Consider the following 23,522-nt stretch of genomic DNA (forward strand, 5'->3'; position numbering starts at 1 on the left):
CGGCCCCTTCGCGAGCAAGCCCGCTCCCACAGGGGGCGTGGTGGGTTTGTCAGTACAATGCAAACAAAAGCCCCCCATCGATCACTCGATGGGGGGCTTTTGTGCGTCTGGCGTCAGGTCAAACCTTGACGATCCAGCCCGCTGGCGCTTCGATGTCGCCGGTTTGCACGCCGGTCAGCTCTTTGTAGAGCTTCTGGGTGACCGGGCCGACTTCGGTTTCGCTGTGGAACACGTGCAGGTGGTCGTTGTAGTCGATGCCACCAATCGGCGTGATCACCGCAGCGGTACCACAAGCGCCGGCTTCCTTGAAGTCGGAGAGCTTGTCGATCAACACGTCACCTTCAACCACTTCCAGGCCCAGACGGGTCTTGGCCAGCTCGATCAGCGACAGACGGGTGATGCCCGGCAGTACCGATGGCGAGTTCGGGGTCACGAACTTGTTGTCGTGGGTGATCCCGAAGAAGTTGGCCGAACCCACTTCCTCGATCTTGGTGTGGGTCATCGGATCCAGGTAGATGGCGTCGGCGAAGTGGGCTTTCTTGGCCTTGGAGCCCGGCATCAGGCTGGCGGCGTAGTTGCCACCGACCTTGGCGGCACCGGTGCCCTGTGGCGCGGCGCGGTCGTAGCTGGAGATCTGGAAGTTGTGCGGGGTCAGGCCGCCCTTGAAGTAGGCGCCAACCGGGATGCAGAAGATCGAGAAGATGAACTCCGGCGCGGTACGCACGCCGATGTTGTCACCCACGCCGATCACGAACGGACGCAGGTACAGCGCGCCGCCGGTGCCGTACGGCGGAATGAAACGCTCGTTGGCACGGACCACTTCCTTGCAGGCTTCGATGAACTGCTCGGTGTCGACCAGCGGCATCAGCAGGCGCGCGCAGCTGCGCTGCATGCGCAGGGCGTTCTGGTCCGGGCGGAACAGGTTGATCGAGCCGTCCTTGCAACGATAGGCCTTCATGCCTTCGAAGCATTGCTGGCCATAGTGAAGGGCAGTGGAGCCTTCGCTGATGTGCAGCACATTGTCTTCGGTCAGGGTGCCTTTGTCCCACTCGCCATTGCGAAAGTACGACAGATAGCGCTTGTCGGTCTTGATGTAGTCAAAACCCAGCTTGTCCCAATTGATGCTTTCGTTACCCATGACACCCTCTATCACTTAACAACCGCCGAAACGGTTCAAGGCTTCTGACGTTTTTTGGATGGGCACAACAATACTTCATTCTTGGGCTAAATCGCAGCCCAGACTATCGGCTGATCGGCAGATAATTCGCATTGACCTTGAGAATTCGCGAGCAAGCCCGCTCCCACATTTGGAATGCATTCCCCCTGTGGGAGCGGCGGTGCGACGATTCGACTTGCTCGCGAAGAGGCCATTACAGCCACCATCAATCGCCCTGAATCACAGATGCAACGCATGCCCCAATGCACGCAGCGCCGCTTCCTGCACCGCCTCACCCAGCGTCGGGTGCGCATGGATGGTGCCGCCGATGTCTTCCAGCCGCGCGCCCATTTCCAGGCTTTGCGCAAACGCGGTCGACAACTCCGATACGCCGACGCCCACCGCCTGCCAGCCGACAATCACATGATTGTCGCGACGGGCGACCACGCGCACGAAGCCGCTTTTCGACTCCAGGGTCATGGCCCGGCCGTTGGCGGCGAACGGGAAGCTCGACACGATGCAGTCCAGACCCGCGGCGTTGGCCTCGTCCGGGGTCTTGCCGACCACCACCAGTTCCGGGTCGGTGAAGCACACGGCGGCGATGGCGGTCGGGTTGAACTCGCGGGATTTGCCGCTGATCAGCTCGGCGACCATTTCGCCCTGGGCCATGGCCCGGTGCGCGAGCATCGGTTCGCCGCTCAGGTCACCGATGGCATAGACGTTGCGCATGCTGGTCTGGCAGCGGTGGTCGATCTTGATCGACGAACCGTTCATGTCCAGGTTCAGCGCTTCGAGGTTCCAGCCCAGGGTGTTCGGCTTGCGACCGACGGCCACCAGCACTTGATCGGTTTCCAGGTTCAGGGTCGCGCCGTTCGGGGCCAGTACTTGCAAGGTATTTGCTTCTGAATCAAAGCCTTGCACGCTATGTTTCAAGTAAAGCTTCACGCCGAGTTTTCTCAGCTCGTCGTGTACCGGTTGAGTCAGTTCGGCGTCGTAGGCCGGCAGGATGCGCTCCTGCGCTTCCACCACGCTGACTTCGGCGCCGAGCTTGCGGTAGGCAATACCCAGCTCCAGGCCGATGTAGCCACCCCCGACCACGATCAGTCGTTTTGGCACGGAGGTCGGCGCCAGGGCTTCGGTGGACGAGATGATCGGCCCGCCAATCGGCAATATCGGCAGGTTCACGCTTTTCGAACCGGTGGCCAGCACCAGGTGCTCGCACAGAATGCGCGTGTCGCCAACATCGATGGTTTTACCGTCAACCACCTTGGCCCAGCCTTGAATGACCTGGACCTTGTTCTTTTTCAGCAGCGCCGCGACGCCGGTGGTCAGGCGATCGACGATGCCGTCTTTCCATTCGACGCTCTTGGTGATGTCCAGCGTCGGCGCGGAAACGCTGATGCCCAGGGGCGAAAGCTGATGGTGGTGCCGGGTCTGATGAAACTGCTCGGCGACGTGAATCAGTGCCTTGGACGGAATGCAGCCGATGTTCAGGCAGGTACCGCCCAACGATTGGCCTTCCACCAGAATGGTCGGGATGCCAAGCTGACCGGCACGGATCGCCGTCACATAGCCGCCAGGGCCGCCGCCGATGATCAGCAGCGTGGTGTTCAAAGTTTGCATGACTTTCTCCACAAATGCTTAATCAACAAAGAGCGTGGCGGGTTGTTCGAGCAGGCCACGGATGGCCTGGATGAATAGCGCCGCGTCCATGCCGTCGACCACGCGGTGATCGAAGGAGCTGGAGAGGTTCATCATCTTGCGGATCACGATCTGGCCTTTGATCACCATTGGCCGTTCGACGATCTTGTTCACGCCGACGATCGCTACTTCCGGCAGGTTCAGCACCGGCGTGCTGACGATGCCGCCCAAGGCGCCAAGGCTGGTCAGGGTGATGCTCGAGCCGGACAGTTCATCGCGGCTGGCCTTGCCATTGCGTGCGGCAGTGGCCAAGCGGGAAATTTCCGCCGCGTTGTCCCACAGGCTGCGGGCTTCGGCGTGACGCACCACCGGCACCATCAAACCGATGTCGGCCTGGGTGGCGATGCCGACATGCACCGCGCCGAGGCGGGTGATGACCTGGGCTTCGTCGTCGTAGCGGGCGTTGATCTGCGGGAAGTCGCGCAGGGCGACGACCATCGCGCGGACCAGGAACGGCAGCAAGGTCAGCTTGCCGCGGGTCGCGCCGTGTTTTTCGTTGAGGTGCGCGCGCAGCTCTTCCACGGCGGTGACGTCGATTTCTTCGACATAACTGAAGTGGGCGGCGCGCTGGGTGGCGTCCTGCATGCGCTGGGCAATCTTGCGACGCATGCCGATCACCGGGATCTGCTGTTCGTCGGTGCGCTGGGTGTAGCCGCTGCTGACCGTCGATGCATTCGACTGACCCTGGGCCAGGTAGGCGTCGAGGTCTTCATGCAGCACGCGACCGGCCGGGCCGCTGCCACGCACCAGACGCAGCTGGATGCCCAGGTCCAGGGCATGCTTGCGCACGGCCGGGGAAGCCAGTGGGCGTTCATCGGCTGCGCGAGCGACCATCGGGCCCTGGCATACGGCAGCTTTCGGCGCTGGGGCGGCGACCGGTTTGCTTTCCACCACGGCTTCGACTTTCGGCGCTGCGACAGGCGCTGGTTTCACAGGGGCCGGTTGCGCCGATTCCTTAACGTTGCCCGCGCCTTCGACTTCAATGCTGATCAGCACACTGCCGACCGCCATGACTTCACCTGGCTGGCCGCCAAGGGCGATGACCTTGCCATGCACCGGCGACGGAATATCCACCATCGCTTTATCCGTCATCACATCGGCCAGGACCTGATCTTCGACGACCATGTCGCCGACCTTGACGTGCCATACCGACAATTCAACTTCTGCAATGCCTTCACCAATGTCCGGCATTTTAATAACGTGCGTGCCCATTCAGACCTCCATGACCCGTTTCAACGCCGCGCCCACTCGGGACGGCCCTGGGAAATACGCCCACTCTTGCGCGTGCGGGTAAGGGGTGTCCCAACCGGTGACGCGTTCGATCGGCGCTTCCAGGTGGTGGAAGCAATGCTCTTGCACCAGCGCCACCAGTTCGGCGCCGAAACCGCAGGTGCGGGTGGCTTCGTGAACCACGACGCAGCGGCCGGTTTTCTTCACGGATTTGACAATGGTTTCCAGGTCCAGCGGCCACAGGCTGCGCAGGTCGATGACTTCCGCATCGACGCCGGATTCTTCGGCAGCGACTTGCGAGACGTAGACCGTGGTGCCGTAGGTCAGCACGGTCACGTCCTTGCCCGGACGGGTGATCGCGGCGACATCCAGCGGCACGGTGTAGTAACCGTCCGGCACTTGCGCGGCGGGGTGTTTCGACCACGGGGTTACCGGGCGGTCGTGGTGACCGTCGAACGGGCCGTTGTACAGGCGTTTCGGCTCAAGGAAGATCACCGGGTCATCGTTTTCGATGGAAGCGATCAACAGGCCCTTGGCGTCGTACGGGTTGGACGGCATCACCGTGCGCAAGCCGCAGACCTGGGTGAACATCGCCTCGATGCTCTGGCTGTGGGTCTGGCCACCGTAGATGCCGCCGCCACAAGGCATGCGCAGGGTCATCGGGGCAGTGAACTCGCCGGCCGAGCGATAACGCAGGCGGGCAGCTTCGGAAATGATCTGGTCGGAGGCCGGGTACACGTAGTCGGCGAACTGGATCTCGGCGACCGGCCGCAGTCCGTAGGCGCCCATGCCCACGGCGACTCCGACGATGCCGCTTTCGGAGATCGGCGCGTCGAACACCCGCGAGGTGCCGTACTTGTTCTGCAGGCCTTCGGTGCAGCGGAACACGCCGCCGAAGTAGCCCACATCCTGGCCGAAGACCACGACGTTGTCGTCACGTTCAAGCATCACATCCATGGCCGAGCGCAGGGCCTGGATCATGGTCATGGTGGTCGTGGTCATGGCGGTTTCCGTGCTTAGCTCGATAGTGTTGTTGTGATCGTTCATGTCAGATCCCCAACTCTTGGCGCTGGCGCTTCAAGTGCTCCGGCATCTCTTTGTAGACATCTTCGAACATGGTCGCGGCGCTTGGAATCTGGCCGCCGGCGAGGGTGCCGTATTGCTCGGCTTCTTTCTGTGCGGCGATCACTTCGGCTTCCAGCTCGGCGCTGACGGCGGCGTGTTCCTCTTCGGACCACTGGCCGACCTTGATCAGGTGCTGCTTGAGCCGCGCGATCGGATCGCCCAGCGGGAAGTGGCTCCAGTCATCGGCAGGGCGGTATTTCGACGGATCATCGGAGGTCGAGTGCGGGCCGGCGCGGTAGGTGACCCATTCGATCATGGTCGGGCCCAGACCGCGGCGGGCACGTTCGGCGGCCCAGGCGGAAGCGGCATAAACAGCGTAGAAGTCGTTGCCGTCGACCCGCAGGGAGGCAATGCCGCAACCGACGCCACGACCGGCGAAGGTGGTCGCTTCACCACCGGCAATCGCCTGGAAGGTGGAGATTGCCCACTGGTTGTTGACCACGTTGAGGATCACTGGCGCACGGTACACGTGGGCGAACGTCAGGGCGGTGTGGAAGTCCGATTCGGCGGTAGCGCCGTCGCCGATCCAGGCCGAGGCAATTTTGGTGTCGCCCTTGATCGCCGAGGCCATGCCCCAGCCCACACCCTGGATGAACTGGGTGGCGAGGTTGCCGGAGATGGTGAAGAAACCGGACTCCTTGACCGAGTACATGATTGGCAACTGACGTCCCTTGAGCGGATCGCGCTCGTTGGACAGCAGCTGGCAGATCAGGTCGACCAGCGGTACGTCGCGGGCCATCAGGATGCTTTGCTGGCGGTAGGTCGGGAAGCACATGTCGTCGATGTTCAGGGCCAGGGCCTGGGCACTGCCGATGGCTTCTTCGCCGAGGCTCTGCATGTAGAACGACATCTTTTTCTGACGCTGGGCGACGACCATGCGGTTGTCGTAGATGCGGGTCTTGAGCATGGCGCGCATGCCCTTGCGCAGGATCTCTACCGGCACGTTTTCGGCCCACGCCCCAAGGGCATTGCCCTGGTCGTCGAGCACGCGAATCAGGCCACGGGCCAGGTCAGCCGTGTCAGCCGGTTCAACGTCGATTGGGGGTTTGCGCACCGTGCCGGCATCGGTCAGATGCAGGTAGGAGAAGTCGGTTTTACAGCCGGGACGGCCCGAGGGTTCGGGGACGTGCAGGCGCAGCGGTTCATACGCTTGGGTCATGGCTTCTACGCTCGATCTTGTGAATTTCTTGTAGTGAGCTGACAGATTTCGTTCGGTAGAAGAAATCTTGTCCTACAACAATCATAGGCCCGCCCAAGAAGAATATTTCTCTCTGTTTCGTTGCGCTAAAGATCATTTGCAGATAAAAAACCTGCATAAACACAAAAAGCAGGTGGTTTTGTCTCATGCGCAAACTGGACCGTACCGATATCGGCATTCTCAACAGCCTTCAGGAGAACGCACGCATCACCAACGCCGATCTCGCGCGTTCGGTGAACCTGTCGCCGACGCCGTGTTTCAACCGGGTCAAGGCCATGGAAGAACTGGGGGTGATTCGCGAGCAAGTGACGCTGCTGGATGCCGACCTGCTGGGTTTGCATGTGAACGTGTTCATTCACGTCAGCCTGGAGAAGCAGGTGGAGGAGGCGTTGCAGCATTTCGAAGAAGCGATTTCCGATCGCCCCGAGGTGATGGAGTGCTATTTGATGGCCGGCGACCCGGACTACTTGATCCGGGTTCTGGTGCCGACGATCCAGTCGCTGGAGCGTTTCATGATGGACTTTCTGACCAAAGTGCCGGGGGTGGCGAACATCCGGTCGAGTTTTGCGCTCAAACAGGTGCGCTATAAAACGGCGCTGCCATTGCCGGCCAATGGGTTGACGCTGGATAAATAAGGATTGGCGGTGTCACTGTTTTTACTGATGCAATAAGTCACAGCTGTACAGCGCCGCTCTACAGTTTGAACTCATGTTTGTGTGATGCAGTTTTCTTTATGTTTTGCTCTCCACTATTGATTAACTAGAGTGAAACATAATGAAGCCTGTATTAGATAAAATTGCTTTGGCCTGCTCGCTGGACGTCAATCCTGATGATCTGGATGATTACGGAAATATAAAAGAATATGTTCCTCCTGTTTTTGATCCGTTTGTCGAGGATATGGGTGGAACTGACTTAATGGATATCCAGGCCGCTCTGGACGGTGGGCCGGGTCCATCTGCCATGGATAGCGATATTGGAATTACCGCTGGTTGGTGCCCGGGAGGAAGTTGGAGTGGCGGGATATGCAAACCCTTCAACAACATTCGTACCCACTGGATGCGCGCATACGGTGTGGTCAACAACTTGCCGATTCATATGGCAATTCTGCCCGGTACCCACAATTCGGGTTTCGACAAACAAGCAGCGTCTACCCCTAGTCTAGAGGTATGTCAGGACGTTGCACCGTACCATCAATTGAATGCCGGTATTCGAGTGCTGGATCTCAGGGTTCAGTATTATTGGGGATACCTGGTTGGTGATCCACGGCGTTATTCGATTTTTCATTCAACAAACAACGGGCGAACGGTCCAGGGCGATATTCTCGATGCTGTGCGCATGTTTCGTCAAAGCTCTGATTGGGACACTAAACGCGAGATCGTGATTCTGAATTTTCATCAGTTCAGGAATTTTACGGCCGGTGCCCATCGTGAACTAGCTGGAATAATAAAATCCTATTTGGGCGAATCGATCATATCGCCTGTGTATCGAGATCTGACGGTGTCGCAAATATGGGCGTTGCCAAACTATAAAAATGTCGTCATTTCATACAACGCCTATCCCAGGGATGCGCTTTTTTGGAACGGCGTCAATCAACGCTGGATAGGCTCGAATACGCCGTCGGATCGTGAGCTCAAAGCGTTTATTGATCGGGTCGGCAATGAAACCAAACCCTTGGGTGAATTGCGGGCCATTCAAGCCCATCGCATGAGTTTTCCATTCGACGGCGCCAAAGATATTTCGGGGTCGTTGATGTCGTGGTTTGCTGCAGGCAATGCCAGTTCTCCGATCATGAAGTACTACATCATCAATTGCGATTGGTCGTTACGGCATCGTTTGGTGGACAACATCATCTATGCCAACCAGTTCCGCCGCCGAGCGTTGGGCATTCCTGATGTTGTACAGGCCAGCCCGACGAGTATTGGCGTTCAAGGCATGCCAAGCGCCCGGCATATGATCTTGCAGATCAATGACTCGCACTGGACTGAAACAGTGGCGCTGCCGCCGATTCTTGATGAAGAGCCACACCGGTTGCTGATTTGCTCGGACGCGGACGCGGAATGTGAACTGGATCTGCGTGGCAGTGATGTTCCGCTGCCTGGCGTCCGTTTATCCAAGGGGGAGGTGGTTGCCCTGGTGTGTCTTGATGGTTCGCGCCAATGGGCGTTGCAGGTGCGCGATTGCTCGCCGAATGAGCACGGGCATGTGGTTGCGGCGCCCTGCGACGGCGAGAAATTCGTTCGCTATACATTGTCGGTCGGCAATTACGCGCCCTTGGTGTACTTGCCGGCGGCAGCTCCAGCCAACAGTGTGGTGCTGTTCGTGTGCGACGCACCCTACACCACCCGAATCAGTCACTCCCAGGGTACGGATGAGCTTGAACATGTCATCTCTCCCGGTCAGGTTCTCGCGTTTACCTACAGCGCGGCGTCCCGGCAGTGGCGCAAGCAGGAGGTGCAGCCCGGCAGTCACAACTGATTGATCGGAATCTTCAAGTAAGTCACACCATTGTCTTCCGCCGGCGGCAAATTCCCCGCCCGCACATTCACCTGGATCGCCGGCAGCAGCAGTGTCGGCATCCCCAACCCCGCATCGCGCCGGGTGCGCATTTCCACGAAGGCGTTTTCGTCGATACCGTCGCGTACGTGAATGTTGTGTTTGCGCTGTTCACCGACGGTGGTCATGCATTCGGGAGCGCGTCCTTCGGGCGGGTAGTCGTGGCAAACGTACAGGCGCACGCTGGCGGGGAAAGCCAGCAATTTCTGGATCGACGCGAACATCTGGTTGGCGTTGCCGCCGGGGAAATCGCAGCGGGCAGAGCCGACGTCGGGCATGAACATCGTATCGCCCACCAGAATCACATCTCCGTCGATCAGGTAGGCCATGTCCGCCGGAGTATGGCCGGGCACGTGCAGGGCGGTCGCCTTGAGGTTGCCGATCATGAACGATTCGTTGGGGGCGAAGAGCTGATCGAACTGCGAACCGTCGACGCGAAAGGCGGGCTCCAGATTGAACAGCGCCTTGAACACGTCCTGGACCTTGCTGATCGACTCGCCAATGGCGATCTTGCCGCCCAATTCCCCGCGCAGATACGGCGCGGCGGACAGGTGATCGGCATGGGCGTGGGTTTCCAGCAGCCATTGCACTTGCAGTCTGTGGGCACGGACGAAGGCGATGATTTTGTCAGCCTGGGTGGTCGCGGTACGCCCGGCCGCACCGTCGTAGTCGAGCACGGGGTCGACAATCGCACACTGCCCGCCATTAGCCTCGTAGACCACGTAGCTGTAGGTCGAGGAGGCGGGGTCGAGGAAAGCTTCAATCAGCGCGGGCATGGGCACGAACCTGGGCAGGAGTAGAAAAGTCAGCGATGGGTTGCAACACTTTATATAAAAACATAATGTTAGTAGCTTAAGTGACTTTGAAGGCATCCTGCAAATGCAATCCAGTCTGAACGAATGTGAAGTCGCTCAACTGCGCGCTTCGGCCTCCAAGGCATGCGCGCTGCTCAAGGCCCTGGCCAATGAGGATCGCCTGTTGATCCTGTGCCAGCTCACCCAGGGTGAGCGCAACGTGGGCGAGCTGGAGAAAATGACCGGCGTGCGCCAACCGACCCTGTCCCAGCAGTTGGGCATCCTGCGCGATGAGGGATTGGTCGCGACCCGTCGTGAAGGCAAGTATATTTTTTACGGTCTCGCCAGCCATGAAGTGATCCAGGTGATGAAAACCCTCTCCGGGCTGTATTGCGGGGCGGTGCTTAAAAGCTGGGTACAACCTTGATGCCAGCTAACACACCGAACCTGTAGGAGCGAGCTTGCTCGCGATGGACGTAATGGCACCGCGTTTATACAGATAACACGCGTAATCGTTAGCGACCATCGCGAGCAAGCTCGCTCCTACAGTCGTTTTGTGTCGCGGCTGGAAGAAAATTTGCGTACAGCAAAAGGAACAAGCAATGAACGATCAACACTGGGGCCCATCCATCAGTGCAGATATCGTGGTCATCGGCGGCGGCACGGCAGGCATCGGCTTTGTCGCCAGCCTGCTCAAGCGTAGCCCGCACCTGAACATCACTGTGATCGAGCCCAGCGCCCGGCATTTCTACCAACCAGCCTGGACGCTGGTCGGCGGTGGTGCCTACAACGTGGAAAACACCGTGCGGCCGATGGCGTCGGTGATGCCGCGCGGGGCCCACTGGCTGCAGGCTGCCGTGATGGGCATCGACCCCGACAAGCGCCAACTCACGCTCGCGGACGAACGCACGGTCAGCTATCAAAACCTGATCGTCTGCCCCGGCCTGCGCCTGGCCTGGGAGAAAATCGAAGGCTTGGAGGAAACCCTCGGCCAGCACGGCGTGACCTCCAACTACAGCTACCGGCACGCGACCTACACCTGGGATCAGGTGCAGAAACTGCGCGGCGGCAAGGTGCTGTTCACCCAGCCGGCCATGCCGATCAAATGTGCGGGAGCGCCACAAAAGGCGCTGTACCTGTCCTGCGATCACTGGAACAAGAGCGGCGTGCTGAACAACATTGACGTCGAATTCAATCTTGCGGGCGCGGCACTGTTCGGTGTGGCGACCTTTGTCCCGCCGCTGATGAAGTACATCGAGAAATACAACGCCCGGTTGGCGTTCAACTCGAACCTGGTCAAGGTCGACGGCCCGGCAAAAACCGCATGGTTCGACGTCAGGGACGCCGATGGCAATGTCACCCGCCAGGCAAAAACCTTTGACCTGCTGCACGTCGTGCCGCCTCAGCTGGCCCCGGATTTCGTCGCCCGCAGTCCGCTGGCCGATGCCGCTGGCTGGTGCGAGGTCGACCCGCACAGCTTGCAGCATCCGCGTTATCCGGAGGTCTTCGCGCTGGGTGATATCTGCGGCACCAGCAATGCAAAAACCGCCGCGGCGGTGCGCAAGCAGATCGTGGTGGTGGCCGAGAACCTGCTGGCGTTGCGCACGCTGCAACCACTGCCGCTGAAGTACGACGGCTACGGCTCCTGCCCGCTGACGGTGGAGAAGGGCAAGGTGATCCTCGCCGAGTTCGGTTACGCCGGCAAATTGCTGCCGACCTTTCCCCTTGACCCGACGACACCGCGCCGCTCGGCGTGGTGGCTGAAGGCGACACTGCTACCGTGGTTCTACTGGAACGGTATGCTCAAGGGCCGTGAGTGGCTGACGCGTTTGTCCAGGGTCGACTGAGAACTCCCTATGTTGCTGGCAAGTCTGTTTGGCGTAGTGATGGGGTTGGTGCTCGGCTTGACCGGCGCCGGCGGCGGTATCCTTGCGGTCCCGGCGCTGGTATTGGGGTTGGGCTGGAGCATGACCCAGGCCGCTCCGGTGGCGTTGTTTGCGGTGGGCAGCGCGGCAGCGGTCGGCGCCATCGATGGCTTGCGTCATGGCCTGGTGCGTTATCGCGCGGCGTTGTTGATCGCTGCGCTCGGTGCGGTGTTTTCGCCGGTGGGTATTTATTTCGCCCATCAGTTGCCGGAAAAGATCCTGATGATCCTGTTCAGCCTGCTGATGGTCATGGTGGCCTGGCGGATGTTGCGTCGTGAGCGCAAGGATGAAGGCCCGAGCGACCACGGCCACGCCAACTGGGGCCAGAAGAACTGCATGCTCGATCAGCAGACCGGACGCTTTTCCTGGACCGCCAAATGCACCGCGACCCTCGCCGCACTCGGGGCGGTGACCGGCGTGGTCTCTGGATTGCTGGGGGTGGGCGGCGGCTTTCTGATCGTCCCGGCGTTCAAGCAACTGACCGATGTGCAGATGCGCGGGATCATCGCCACCTCGCTGATGGTGATCAGCCTGATTTCCGCCATCGGGGTGATCGGCGCATTCCATGCCGGGGTGCGCATCGATGGTTTGGGCATTGCCTTCATCGTCTCCAGCATCGTCGGCATGATCATCGGCCGCAAGCTCTGTGCCCGTGTGCCGGCACGGGCGTTGCAGGTCGGGTTCGCCAGCATTTGCTTCGTGGTCGCCGCCTACATGCTGATAAAAGCCAGCGATTGACCTGTAGGAGCCCGGCTTGCCGGCGAAGGGGGCTTCAAGTGCGCCTTCGCCGGCAAGCCGGATCCTACGAAAAGCGGTTCTTTACAACTTTAGTGGCTTGCCCTGCCAACAAACGGTCGTACGCCTTAGTTGTCGCGTACAGTCGTCCATTCCAAAGCACCTGAAAACCAGCTCCAAGGCAGCGTATGGCGCCGCCGGTCTGGTTTCGATAATCGCCTCCGACACTTAGTCCCCCGTTTCGGAGCGCGCCATGCACAACAATAAGAACGTCACGCATCGTTTTCTGCCTGCCTTGATCGCCAGCCTGTCTGCCCTTGGCCTGAGCCAGGTGGCCCGGGCGGATATCATGCTGTACGACAAGGACCAGACCACGTTCTCCACCGACGGCTACATCAACGCCTTCTACGTGAACAGCGATGTCGACCGCACCGGCGATCAGTTCGACCGTCGACAGGCGCGGGTCAAGATGGGCTTCTTGCCCAACTACCTGGGGTTCAACATGGGCAAGCAGGTAGACGATCTCAAGCTCGGCGCCCGTGCCTCGTTCTGGGTCACCATCAACGACAGCCAAACCAACGGCACCGACACCGCCATTGATGTGCGGCAGTTCTATGGCACCGTGGCCAACCCGGAATGGGGCGAAGTGCTGATCGGCAAGGACTTCGGGCTGTTCGCCCGTTCCAACATCCTGCTCGACGAAATGCTCGCCGGTTATGGTCAGGTCAGCGATACGTTGGGGCTGGTGGATGGCGGCGGGGTGTCGTTCGGCAACATCGGCACCGGTTATCCGTATCCGTTCCCAACCTCGCAGATCACCTATCGCACCCCGGTGATGGACGGTCTGCGCGTGGCGGTCGGCATCATGGACCCGGTGGACACCAACGACAGCAGCCCGACGGGCAAGGCCTATCAGGAAAACCCGCGTACCGAGAGCGAAGTCACCTATCAGTTCGACCTGGCCGGGGCAAAGATCTATAGCTGGGTCAACGGCAGCTACCAGACCTCGGACAACACCGATTCCACGGTCGAGACCGTCACCTCCAAAGGTGTCGGTTATGGCGTGCAGGCGAAGATGGGCGGCTTGTCCCTCACCGGGTCCGGCTTCCAGGCCAAGGGCATCAACCCGTTTTTCACCAACAATGCCGGCGAGCCGACCTTGCGTAACGTCGACAGCGACGGCTACCTGTTGCAGGGCTCCTACAAACTGGGCAAGAACCGCCTGGCCTTGTCCTACGGTAAGACCAATGACGATGGCAACGGCGTGGTCGGGAGTGGCGCGGACTACGAGACCCGCGGCATCGCGTTGTTCCATGACGTGAACGACAACCTCAAGCTGGTGGCCGAGTACAACCAGTTCGAAATCAACGGCCACGACACTAACGAGCAGAACGAAAACACCGACACCTTTGCCGTGGGTGCGGTATTGACCTGGTAACAAAGCCGATCTGCTCATCCTTTCCCTGTGGCGAGGGAGCTTGCTCCCGCTGGAGCGCGTAGCGGTCCGGATTCTGGTCGCGCATCGGCCGGTTTTGGGCCTGCTACGCAGTCCAGCGGGACGGTGCGGCGATCCGACAAGCTCCCTCGCCACCAAAGCGCGTACTTCACATCTCCAGCTACAGCCTTCAAGTCCTCACCCCCCTCAAACATTCTCATCCCATCGAAGCGGCTACCCGCTACCCAAGTAGCATTCGTCCCCCCCCACAGACTTCGTACACTCGTGCCTCATACACACGCACCAGCCGGAGACGATGATGCTGCAGAGCGAAGGTGTCGTCAGTGCAATGTCCCAGGCCACCGATGCCCGGCAGGTCGCGCAGGAACTGGCATGCCAGTTGTTGCATCCGCACCTGGGGTTCGTGCTGTTCTTCTGTTCCGCCGAGTACGACTTGCAGGTGCTGGGCCAGGCCTTGCAGCAAAGCTTCGGCGGTATTCGCCTGGTGGGCTGCACCAGTGCCGGGGAAATCACCCCGCTGGGCTACGGGCGCAATTGCGTGACGGCGGTGGGTTTCGATCACCGGCACTTTTCCATTGCGATCGAGCTGATCGACCAGATGGAGCACTTCAGCCTGATCGACGCCCAGCAAATGGTCGAGCGCCTGGTCAGTGGCTGTCGCAGCAACACCCTGGCCCCGATCAAGGGCAACAGCTTTGCCCTGACCCTGCTCGATGGCCTGTCCAGCCGTGAAGAAATGGTCCTCGCGGCCTTGAGCGCGGCATTGGGCGACATTCCGCATTTCGGCGGCTCGGCCGGCGACGACAACTACCTGACCCATACCCATGTGTACTTCGATGGCGGGTTCCACAGCGGCGCGGCTGTGGTGGTGCTGGTCAATACCTGGCTGGATTTCGAAGTGTTCACCACCCACCACGTGCTGCCCCGCGCCGAGAAGCTGGTGGTCACCGGGGCCGACAGCACCTTGCGCCGGGTCTTCGAACTCAATGCCGAGCCGGCCGCCGCCGAGTACGCCCGGCACATCGGCGTGCCGGTGGCGCAGCTCGATCACCGGGTCTTCGCCGCGCACCCGTTGGCGGTGCGGATCAACCAGCAGTACTACGTGCGGGCCATCCAGCAGGTGCACCCGGACCTGAGCCTGAGTTTCTACTGCGCCGTGGAAAACGGCATCGTCCTCACCGCCATGACCCCGGGGCCGATGCTGCCGAACCTGCAGAGCCTGTTCGAGGGGTTGCAGGAACGCCTGGGCGATTTGCTGCTGACCATCGGTTGCGACTGTTTCCTGCGGCGTCTGGAACTCGAAGACGACGGCAGTCTTGATCAGATCGGCAGGTTTTTGCGTGAGCAACGGGTGATGGGTTTCAACACCTACGGAGAACAGTTCAATGGCATGCACATCAACCAGACCTTCACCGGCGTTGCCATTGCCCGAAGCCGCGCCCCAGGACATCGCTGAGCTGCAGGCCGAACTGGCCAGGCTGCGCCTGGAAAACCATAAACTGCAGCGCATCAATGGCGCGCTGATCGAACGGGTCGAGTCCGGGGGAACCCGCGGCAACGATCCGTACGCGGCATTCCAGCATTCGGTGGTGCTGGCCGAGCAAGTGCGCGAACGCACCGATGCCCTGAACCAGGCCATGGCCGAACTCAAGGCCGGCAATCATCTGCTTAGCGAAGCCCGCCTGCGCGCGGAAACGGCGCATCAACACCTGATCGATGCCATCGAAAGCATTTCCGACGCCTTCGTGCTGTTCGACGCCGAGCAGCGAATCGTGCTGTTCAACAGTCGCTTCAAGGCGTTTTGGCGCAACAGCCGGGTGCGGATCAATGCCGGCATGCGCCTGACCGAGGTCAAGCGATTGATGATGAACAACGGCCTGTTCACCGAAGAGCCTTGGGGGCATGCCGACGAAAACCTGCTGTACCGCCTGCAGAACGGGCGCTGGCTGCAAGTCAGCGAGCGGCCCACCCAGGAGGGCGGGCGGGTGATCCTGTTCACCGACATTACCGACGTCAAACTCAGCGAAACCATGCGACGGGAGCAGGCGGTGGCGCAGAAGTCGCACCTGCTGCAACGGGCGGTCGACAACCTGTCCCAAGGGGTGGCAATGGTCAGCGCCGAGGGCATCCTGGAGTTGTGGAACCGGCGGTTCCTGGAGTTGAGCGGCCTGGCGCCGGTGGCGGCGCATCGCCCGTTTGCCGAAGTGATCGCCGACAGCGAGTTGAACCTGCTGACCCCGGCCAGTCGCGATGGCAACGGACGACCGGTACGCGAATGCGAACAGCGCCTGTACGATGGCCGGGTCCTGGAAATCCGCACCCATCCGTTGCCCACCGGGGGGTTCGTCAATACCTTCACCGACATCACCGAACGTTACCAGCACGCCGAGGCGCTGAGTGAAAGCGAACACTGGATTCGCCTGATCACCGATCACGTACCGGCATTGATTGCCTACCTCAATGCTGACCTGGTCTACGAGTTCACCAACAAGGTCTATGAAGAGTGGTACTGCTGGCCCCGCGGCGTGATGCTCGGCCAGAGCCTGCGCGAAGTGCACAGCGAACAGCATTATCAGCGGCTGGAGTCCTACGTGGCCAGGGCACTGGACGGCGAGAGCGTGACCTTCGAGTTCGCCGAAACCAACGTCAACAACCAGGAGCGCTACATGCTGCGCTCCTATGTGCCCAACCGTCTGGCCAGTGGCGAGGTGGTGGGGATTTTCGTGCTGATCCGCGACATCACCGAACGCCGCCGCACCGCCGAAGCGCTGCATCAGGCGTATCAGAACCTTGAGCTGCGGGTACGCGAGCGCACGGCGGAATTGACCACCCTCAACGACCAGCTGCTGCGCGAGATCGATGAGCGGCGCCTGGTCGAGTCACGCTTGCGCGAAGCCAAGCAGGAAGCCGAGCAGGCCAACCTGTCGAAGACCAAGTTCCTCGCCGCCGTCAGCCACGACCTGCTGCAACCGTTGAATGCCGCGCGCCTGTTTACCAGCGCCTTGTTGGAGCGGCGCGAGCCGATGTCCAGCGAGATTCTGGTGCGCAACGTGAGCAATTCCCTGGAAGACGTGGAGAACCTGCTCGGCACCCTGGTGGATATTTCCAAGCTCGATGCGGGGGTGATCAAGGCTGACATTGCGCCGTTCGCCCTCAGTGAGCTGCTGGAGAACCTGGCTGCTGAATACACCCAGGTGGCCCGCAGTGAAGGCCTGCAACTGCACTTCATTGGCTGTTCGGCGCTGGTGCGCAGCGACATCCAGTTGCTCGCGCGGATTCTGCGCAATCTGCTGAGCAATGCGATTCGCTATACCTACAGTGGTCGCGTGGTGCTCGGTTGCCGGCGGCATCATCAGTGCCTGACGATCGAAGTCTGGGACAGCGGCATGGGCATTGCCGAGCATCGCCTGGAGGAGATTTTCCAGGAGTTCAAGCGCGGTGATGTGCAGCGACCCGATCAGGATCGCGGCTTGGGCCTGGGCCTGGCGATTGTCGAGAAAATTGCCGGCATCCTCGGCCATCCCATACATGTGCGCTCGTGGCCGGGCCGGGGTTCGATGTTCTCGGTCGAAGTGCCCTTGAGCGCCACCGCGCCGACACCGCCGCCGGCGTTGCAGATGAGCGAGCCGATGCTCGAGCGCCTGCGGGGTGCGCGGATTTGGGTGCTGGACAACGACGCGACCATTTGTGCCGGCATGCGCACCTTGCTGGAGGGGTGGGGGTGTCGGGTGGTGACGGCGCTGTCGGAGGAGGACCTGGCGCGGCAAGTGGACAACTACCACGCCGAGGCCGACCTGCTGATCGCCGACTACCATCTGGACAACGATCAGAACGGTGTCGATGCGGTGGCAAGAATCAATGCCCGTCGTGCCTCACCGGTCCCGGCAATGATGATCACGGCCAACTACAGCAATGAACTCAAGCAACAGATCCGCGAGCTGGGCCACACCCTGATGCACAAGCCGGTGCGGCCGATGAAGCTGAAGACGGCGATGAGTCATTTGCTTGGCCGGCCTTGAAATCTACGGTGCATGGGACGGCCCCTTCGCGAGCAAGCCCGCTCCCACAGGTACATCGCTGTCCTTGTGGGAGCGGGCTTGCTCGCGAAAGGGGCGCCGCGGTCTTACTGACTCAACGCCGCAGATAAGACCCGAAATCAATATCCCCGGCACTCAGGATCGCCTGCACCCGGTTGTGCACGTTGAGCTTGCGCAGGATTGCCGAGACGTGGGCCTTGACCGTGGTCTCGGCGATTTCCAGGGTGTAGGCGATCTGCTTGTTCGATTCGCCCTTGGTCATGCGCTCCAGCACCTGCAGTTGCTTGCGGGTCAGGGCCTGGAGCAGTTCGGGCGGGAAACTCGGGGTGTCGTTCATCCGCCGGTGGCTGCTGCTTTTTCCGGTGCGGATGATGTCCGGGGGCAGGTAGACATTGCCATTGAGAATCTGCTGGATGGCATCGGTCATCTGGGTGCGGGGTGACGACTTGGTGATGAAGCCCACTGCACCGTAGGTGATGGCTTGCAGCACGATCTGTTTGTCCTGCTCGGCGGAGACAATCACCACCGGAATGGTCGGCGCTTCGTTACGCAGGTTGATCAGGCCATTGAGCCCGTGCATGCCGGGCATGTTCAGGTCGAGCAGGATCAGGTCCAGGTCATCGTGCTCCTGGGTCAGGGCCAGGGCGCTGTCCAGGTCGGCGGTTTCCATCACTTCGCTGCCGGCAAAACCGTCGCTGATGACGTTGTGGATGGCTTCGCGAAACAGTGGGTGATCGTCGGCAATCAGGATTTTGTACATGGCCTTTCACCTCATTATTTTGATTATGGTGTGGCAACTGCGTGCACGCGTAAAGCTCAGGGAAAGGGTTCGGGCCGGGCTGGCGAAACCGGCAGGTTGGCCGCTTGCCAGGCGTCCAGGCCATCGCGATACCAATACAGAGTCTTATAGCCCATGGTGGCTGCGCGCTTGACCGCATTCCAGCTCAACCAGCAGTCGGAGCGGCAGTAGAAGACCAGCGGTTGTGTCGGGTCGCCGGCGGTCAGCTTTTTCAGGTTGGCGGCGAAATAGTCCTGCCATTGCGGCGTCAGGTCGCCGTCCCCGGTATTGGCCAGCCAATGGCTGCCGGGCAGGTTTTCATGGGGCTGGTCTTCGATGAATTGCCCTTGCAGCCACTGCCGGCGGTAGACGTCAATCAGCACCGGGCGCGGGGTTTGGCCGAGCAGGGTTTGCAGGGCGGGGGTGTCGATGAGGGTTGCGCCTTGCAGTTGTTCCGGCGTCGGGCTGCGGTACAGGCCGATGCGATAGCCGTCGGTGGAGAACAGCGCAGTGTCGGCCTGCGCGGTGCTCAGCAGCAGGCTCAGCGACAGGACGGCGAGAGCAGGGCGCAACAGGCAACGTCGGGCACGTGGCATGGGTTCAGTCCTTATAGTTATGGACCTATTACATGCCAGTCGGGGGGCGTTGGGAATGCGACGATAGACAGGTAGAACCAGTACTAAAGTAGGAGCCGGCTTGCTGGCGATCCAGGCGACGCGGTGAAATTGATACACCGCGTCGTCTGGATCGCCAGCAAGCCGGCTCCTACAGAGGGGGGTGTCAGCTGGATTTGCGCAGGGCCGCATGCTGCGGGTTGAACGTCAGTACGGCGAGCAGCGCAAACAGCAGCGTCAGCCCCGAGCACACCGCCAGCGCCAGCGGATTGAAGCGTTCATACAGGGCAAAACGCACCAGCTCCACCGCATGGGTGAACGGATTCAGTGCGCATAGCCAATACAGCCACTCACTGGCCTCGCGCATCTTCCACAGCGGATACAGCGCCGACGACAGGAAAAACAGCGGGAAGATCACGAAATTCATTACCCCGGCGAAGTTCTCCAGCTGGCGGATCGCGTTCGACAGCAACAGGCCCAGTGCGCTGAGCATCAACGCCACCAGCAGCAGGGCCGGCAACGCCAGCAACAAGCCCATGGCCGGTGGCCGCACGCCGTAGACCCAGGCAATCGCCAGGAACGCATACACCTGCAACAGCGAAATCAGCGAGGTGGCCAACAGTTTGCTGCACAGCAGAAAGGTTCGGGGCAGGGGGCTGGTCAGCAACACGCGCATGCTGCCCATCTCGCGGTCGTAGACCATCGACAGTGACCCCTGCATGCCATTGAACAGCAGGATCATGCAGGCCAACCCGGGAATGATGTAGACCTCATAGGGGATGTAGGTGTCGTAGGGCTCGATGATCGCGATTCCCAGCGCTGCGCGAAAACCCGCGGCGAACACCAGCAGCCACAGCAGCGGCCGCACCAGGGCGCTGAGAAATCGCGTGCGTTGCAGCACAAAGCGCAGCCATTCGCGCAGCACGATACCGCTGAAGCATTGCCAGTAAGCGTTCATTGGGCAGCTCCTGATGTTGTCAGGCGGGTGAAGGCCGAACCGAGGTCACCGCCGTGTTCCAGGCTCAGGGCATCGGCCTGTCCGCTGGCTACCAGCCGGCCCTGATGCAGGATCAGCAAGTCATCGCTGGGCTGTACTTCATCGAGCAGGTGGGTGGTCCAGAGCACGCTGATGCGTTCCTCGCGACACAGGCTGCGGATGTGCTGGTTGAGCGCCAGGCGGCTCGCCGGGTCGAGGCCGACACTGGCTTCATCGAGCAGCAACAGACGCGGTTGATGCAACAGGGCGCGGGCAATTTCCACCCGGCGACGATGGCCGCCATTGAGTTCACGCACCCGTTCGCGGCGGCGTTCGGTCAGGGTCTGGCGGGCCAGTTCAGCGTCGACCCGAAGGTCGGTCTCACGCCGGGACAAGCCATGCAATGCCGCGTGATAACGCAGGTTCTGCTCGACGCTGAGGTCCAGGTCCAGGGTGCTTTGCTGGAACACCACGCCCAGTTGCCTGAGTGCCGGGCGTGGCGCGCTGCGCAATGAACAGCCACCGATGCGGATCTCGCCGTGCTGCAGATCATAGAGCCGGGTCAGCAGGGCAATCAGGGTCGACTTGCCCGCGCCGTTGGGTCCCAGCAGCGCGGCGAAGCGCCCGGGTTCCAGGCTGAAACTCACCTTGCGCAAGGCCTCTCGGGCACCGTAGGCAAAGCTCAGGTCGCTGACTTCAAGGGCGTTCATGGCGTCACCACCACGCCCCAGGGATAGCGCCCGACCTTCACCGATTTGCTCACCTTGAGGCTGTCGACATCGATCACCGAGACATCGCCGCTGACGCCGTTGGTGGCCAGCAGTTGTTTCTGATCCGGGGTGAACGCCATCTGCCAGACCCGTCGACCCACCAGCAGGTAATCGAGAATCTCGAAGGTCCTGGCATCGATCACCGCCACATGATTGGCCGGGCCCAGTGCGACAAAACCGTATTTGCCATCGGCGCTGAGCTTGATGCCGACCGGCTGGACCTTGTCCGGGTGCACGCCCTTGATCTGGAAGTTCAGGGTCTTGAGCACGGTGCGACTGGCTACATCGAGAATGGTCACGGTGCCGCCGATTTCCGCCGAGGCCCAGAGCTGGGCGCCATCGGGGGAGAACTCGACGAAGCGCGGGCGCTGGTCCACCAGGGTGCTGTCGGCCAGGGTCTGGGTGCTGGTGTCGATCCAGTGCAGCATGTTGGTGGTTTCGCTGGTGTTGACCGCCCACTTGCCGTCAGGACTGACGGCCATGCCTTCGGGTTCTACACCGACGTTGATTTGGCCGAGCACCTTGGAGGTCTCGGTGTCGATCACCGTGACCAGCGCATCGTCTTCGTTGGAGACGTACAACCAGCGATTGTTCGGGTGCAGGGCGAATTGTTCAGGGTCTTTGCCCGAGGGCAGTTCCTTGATGATCTTGCGCGTGGCCACGTCCATCACCTGGACCCGGTCCGAGTCACTGGCGCAGATGTACAGCAGCTTGTTGTCATGGGACAGCAGCAGGCCGCGGGGGCGCTGGCCGACGGGCAGGGTGTCGGTGACTTGCAGGGTCTGCAGGTCGATCAGGCTCAGGCTGTTGTCCTTTTCGTTGGAGACCCAGGCTGTGCTGGCAACGGCATGGCCTGCGGCGAGCAGCATGGCCCAAGAAAGCAGGGAGCGGCAGAGCAGGGTGCGGCGCATGGCGGATTCCTTGTTGTTGTGATTATCGGATCAGGGAAAGCGGCAGCTGACCTCGGGTTTGTCGTAGCCCAGGCTGTCCATCTCGTTGAACGGGTGCAGAAAGCCATCCTGGGGTGAGGTGCTGACCAGCGCTCGCGGCTGGACGATGGGAATCGGCTGGCGCAACTGGCCGTTCCACGGCCGGTAGCTGAGCTTGCGGCCCTTGAAACCGTCGAGTGGCAACTGGTCGCTGATTTCCAGCGTACGGATCGCCATCGGCTCGGCCTGGCGCAGTTTGCTCACGGCGCTGGCGATACTGCGCACGGCCATCCACGCGGCGAAATCGCGGTCATTCATCCAGCGCCCGGTCAGGGCTTCGAAACGTTTTTGCAGCTGCGCGGCGCCATAAGTTTCCACGGTCTTGTGCCAGCCCACCGGGGTCAGGCCCTGGGTGCCGGCGACCGGACGCGGGTACCAGGTCTGGTAGGGCACGTATTCACCGAAGTCGCCGCGTTCATCGGCCACCAGCACCACGTCGTACTCGGCGGTCTGGGTGAACAGCGGCATATCCGCCTGGGCGCTGCGGCGTTGGTCGTTATCGAAGCTCCAGGTTTTTTCCGCCACCAGTTGCAAGCCAAAGCGCTTGGCCCCGCGGCGCAGGGCGGCGGCATAGGCTTGATCGTCCGGCGTCGGGCCGACAATCAGCAGTGCCCGCTGCCATTTGCGCAGCACCAGAAACTGCGCCAGGGCATCGGCGAGCATCGCCCGGCTCGGCAAGGTGTGCAGCACGTTGGGCAGGCAATCGGTGGTGCGCAGGCTGTCATCGGGGCTACCGGCGTTGAACAGCAAGCTGTCGGGCAGTGCTGCACTCAATTGGCGCAGGCTGGTCGCGGGGGCATTCACCACAAACAGGCGCAGGCCTTGTTCATGCTGCACCTTTGCCGCTTCGAGCAAGGCCTCGGGGCTGTCGACACTGGCGCTGATCAGGCTGTAGCCGTGGTTGAGAAAACGCCCGGTGCTGTTGCTGTCGGTGATCGCCAGTTCGGCGCCGCGCAGCCCGGCATCGGTGGGCTCGGGGATGACGTTCGACAGCAGCGGCCCGGGATCGGGGCGATAACCCAGGTAGCCGATCCGCACCTGCAAGAGCGCATCGGCGGCCTGGCTCTGGGTAGCCAGGCCGGCGGCGCAGGCAATCGCCAGCAGGTAGATCAGGGCGTAAGGGGCAAGCTCGCGCATAAGGCACTCCATTACAGGTAGCGCCAGCATAGGAAGGCTGTGGTGCAGTGAAAATATGCAGAAAGTACCGAAGGGCCAGTACCAAGGTAGTAGACCGCCACGCGCGGCGCGGTTCTAGCATGGGCAACCACGGCCTTTGATCTGGAGGGGATTAACCATGCGTATCGTCAAAGCACTGCTCCTGCCGTTCCTGTTGATCCTGACCCTGATCGGCGTTGACCGGCTCCACGGCCCGCGTCCCGTGTCCACCGATAGCCTTACGACCAAGGGAGTAGGCGGCGACCACCAAAGCAGCATGGGGTCTGGGCGCAGGGCTTTCTAAGATGGCTGCCATAGCCTCTGCCAAGA

General features: G+C 61.1%; 21 protein-coding genes. 9 read left to right on the forward strand and 12 right to left on the reverse strand.

From position 1 onward, the window contains the following. Positions 1–118 precede the first annotated feature (118 nt). The 5 genes from QMK54_RS13895 to QMK54_RS13915 form a co-directional block, all read right to left on the reverse strand. Positions 119–1,138, reverse strand: a complete 1,020-nt coding sequence (locus tag QMK54_RS13895) for a branched-chain amino acid aminotransferase (RefSeq protein WP_110659434.1) — start codon at positions 1,136–1,138, stop codon at positions 119–121. Between the two features lie 258 nt (positions 1,139–1,396). Beyond that, complete coding sequence (gene lpdA, locus QMK54_RS13900) at positions 1,397–2,779, reverse strand: dihydrolipoyl dehydrogenase (RefSeq protein WP_110659433.1); 1,383 nt, start codon at positions 2,777–2,779, stop codon at positions 1,397–1,399. An 18-nt stretch (positions 2,780–2,797) separates the two neighbouring features. Next, positions 2,798–4,069 carry a dihydrolipoamide acetyltransferase family protein gene (locus tag QMK54_RS13905; RefSeq protein WP_320402746.1) on the reverse strand — a complete coding sequence of 424 codons (1,272 nt, stop codon included), beginning with the start codon at positions 4,067–4,069 and terminating at the stop codon, positions 2,798–2,800. Further along, the gene (locus QMK54_RS13910; protein ID WP_103393722.1) at positions 4,070–5,134 is read right to left on the reverse strand and encodes an alpha-ketoacid dehydrogenase subunit beta; all 1,065 of its coding nucleotides are present in this window, start codon (positions 5,132–5,134) and stop codon (positions 4,070–4,072) included. A 1-nt stretch (position 5,135) separates the two neighbouring features. Next, a complete protein-coding gene (locus QMK54_RS13915) occupies positions 5,136–6,371 on the reverse strand; it encodes a 3-methyl-2-oxobutanoate dehydrogenase (2-methylpropanoyl-transferring) subunit alpha (protein WP_110659431.1) in 1,236 nt (411 codons plus the stop codon). Between the two features lie 185 nt (positions 6,372–6,556). Here QMK54_RS13915 and bkdR point away from each other — a divergent pair, with 185 nt between their 5' ends. After that, a complete protein-coding gene (gene bkdR, locus QMK54_RS13920; protein WP_046037311.1) occupies positions 6,557–7,045 on the forward strand; it encodes a Bkd operon transcriptional regulator BkdR in 489 nt (162 codons plus the stop codon). Positions 7,046–7,184: 139 nt separating this feature from the next. Continuing rightward, positions 7,185–8,885, forward strand: coding sequence for a hypothetical protein (locus QMK54_RS13925; protein ID WP_223594823.1), 1,701 nt, complete (start codon positions 7,185–7,187; stop codon positions 8,883–8,885). Here the strand turns inward: QMK54_RS13925 and QMK54_RS13930 are convergent. Continuing rightward, on the reverse strand, positions 8,876–9,739 hold the full coding sequence (locus QMK54_RS13930) for an MBL fold metallo-hydrolase (RefSeq protein WP_320402747.1): 864 nt from the start codon (positions 9,737–9,739) through the stop codon (positions 8,876–8,878). The genes QMK54_RS13925 and QMK54_RS13930 overlap by 10 nt on opposite strands. 103 nt (positions 9,740–9,842) lie before the next feature. Here QMK54_RS13930 and QMK54_RS13935 point away from each other — a divergent pair, with 103 nt between their 5' ends. From QMK54_RS13935 to nahK, 6 genes are all read left to right on the forward strand, one after another. Then, positions 9,843–10,184, forward strand: coding sequence for an ArsR/SmtB family transcription factor (locus QMK54_RS13935; RefSeq protein WP_008052731.1), 342 nt, complete (start codon positions 9,843–9,845; stop codon positions 10,182–10,184). A gap of 175 nt (positions 10,185–10,359) precedes the next feature. Continuing rightward, on the forward strand, positions 10,360–11,604 hold the full coding sequence (locus tag QMK54_RS13940) for an FAD/NAD(P)-binding oxidoreductase (RefSeq protein ID WP_223594827.1): 1,245 nt from the start codon (positions 10,360–10,362) through the stop codon (positions 11,602–11,604). Positions 11,605–11,613: 9 nt separating this feature from the next. Next, on the forward strand, positions 11,614–12,420 hold the full coding sequence (locus QMK54_RS13945; RefSeq protein WP_110659426.1) for a sulfite exporter TauE/SafE family protein: 807 nt from the start codon (positions 11,614–11,616) through the stop codon (positions 12,418–12,420). A gap of 250 nt (positions 12,421–12,670) precedes the next feature. After that, the gene (locus QMK54_RS13950) at positions 12,671–13,855 is read left to right on the forward strand and encodes a porin (protein ID WP_110659425.1); all 1,185 of its coding nucleotides are present in this window, start codon (positions 12,671–12,673) and stop codon (positions 13,853–13,855) included. A 316-nt stretch (positions 13,856–14,171) separates the two neighbouring features. After that, on the forward strand, positions 14,172–15,329 hold the full coding sequence (gene nosP / locus QMK54_RS13955) for a nitric oxide-sensing protein NosP (RefSeq protein WP_110659424.1): 1,158 nt from the start codon (positions 14,172–14,174) through the stop codon (positions 15,327–15,329). Then, positions 15,298–17,892: a hybrid sensor histidine kinase/response regulator NahK/ErcS' gene (gene nahK, locus QMK54_RS13960; protein WP_317851687.1), complete on the forward strand. Its 2,595-nt coding sequence runs from the start codon at positions 15,298–15,300 to the stop codon at positions 17,890–17,892. Before nosP ends, nahK begins: the two co-directional genes overlap by 32 nt. Positions 17,893–18,004: 112 nt before the next feature. Here nahK and QMK54_RS13965 read toward each other — a convergent pair whose 3' ends face one another. The 6 genes from QMK54_RS13965 to QMK54_RS13990 all read right to left on the reverse strand — a co-directional run bounded on the left by QMK54_RS13965 (position 18,005) and on the right by QMK54_RS13990 (position 23,174). Beyond that, positions 18,005–18,670, reverse strand: coding sequence for a response regulator transcription factor (locus QMK54_RS13965; RefSeq protein WP_110662661.1), 666 nt, complete (start codon positions 18,668–18,670; stop codon positions 18,005–18,007). A 56-nt stretch (positions 18,671–18,726) separates the two neighbouring features. Beyond that, complete coding sequence (locus QMK54_RS13970; protein WP_160387810.1) at positions 18,727–19,284, reverse strand: PQQ-dependent catabolism-associated CXXCW motif protein; 558 nt, start codon at positions 19,282–19,284, stop codon at positions 18,727–18,729. A gap of 184 nt (positions 19,285–19,468) precedes the next feature. After that, entirely contained in the window at positions 19,469–20,260 is a 792-nt protein-coding gene (locus QMK54_RS13975) for an ABC transporter permease (RefSeq protein ID WP_110663034.1), read from the reverse strand. After that, positions 20,257–20,988, reverse strand: coding sequence for an ABC transporter ATP-binding protein (locus QMK54_RS13980; RefSeq protein WP_110663032.1), 732 nt, complete (start codon positions 20,986–20,988; stop codon positions 20,257–20,259). The genes QMK54_RS13975 and QMK54_RS13980 overlap by 4 nt, the downstream gene beginning before the upstream one ends. Beyond that, positions 20,985–21,959 (reverse strand): YVTN family beta-propeller repeat protein, encoded by a 975-nt coding sequence (locus tag QMK54_RS13985; protein ID WP_223594740.1) that lies wholly within the window; start codon positions 21,957–21,959, stop codon positions 20,985–20,987. The genes QMK54_RS13980 and QMK54_RS13985 overlap by 4 nt, the downstream gene beginning before the upstream one ends. Before the next feature lie 30 nt (positions 21,960–21,989). Further along, on the reverse strand, positions 21,990–23,174 hold the full coding sequence (locus QMK54_RS13990; protein WP_110661127.1) for an ABC transporter substrate-binding protein: 1,185 nt from the start codon (positions 23,172–23,174) through the stop codon (positions 21,990–21,992). 157 nt (positions 23,175–23,331) lie between these two features. On the opposite strand from QMK54_RS13990, the gene QMK54_RS13995 reads away from it, so the two are divergent. Next, on the forward strand, positions 23,332–23,496 hold the full coding sequence (locus QMK54_RS13995) for a hypothetical protein (RefSeq protein ID WP_181432096.1): 165 nt from the start codon (positions 23,332–23,334) through the stop codon (positions 23,494–23,496). The last annotated feature ends 26 nt before the right edge of the window (positions 23,497–23,522 follow it).

Source organism: Pseudomonas sp. P5_109 (genome assembly GCF_034009455.1).
Classification (GTDB): Bacteria; Pseudomonadota; Gammaproteobacteria; order Pseudomonadales; family Pseudomonadaceae; genus Aquipseudomonas.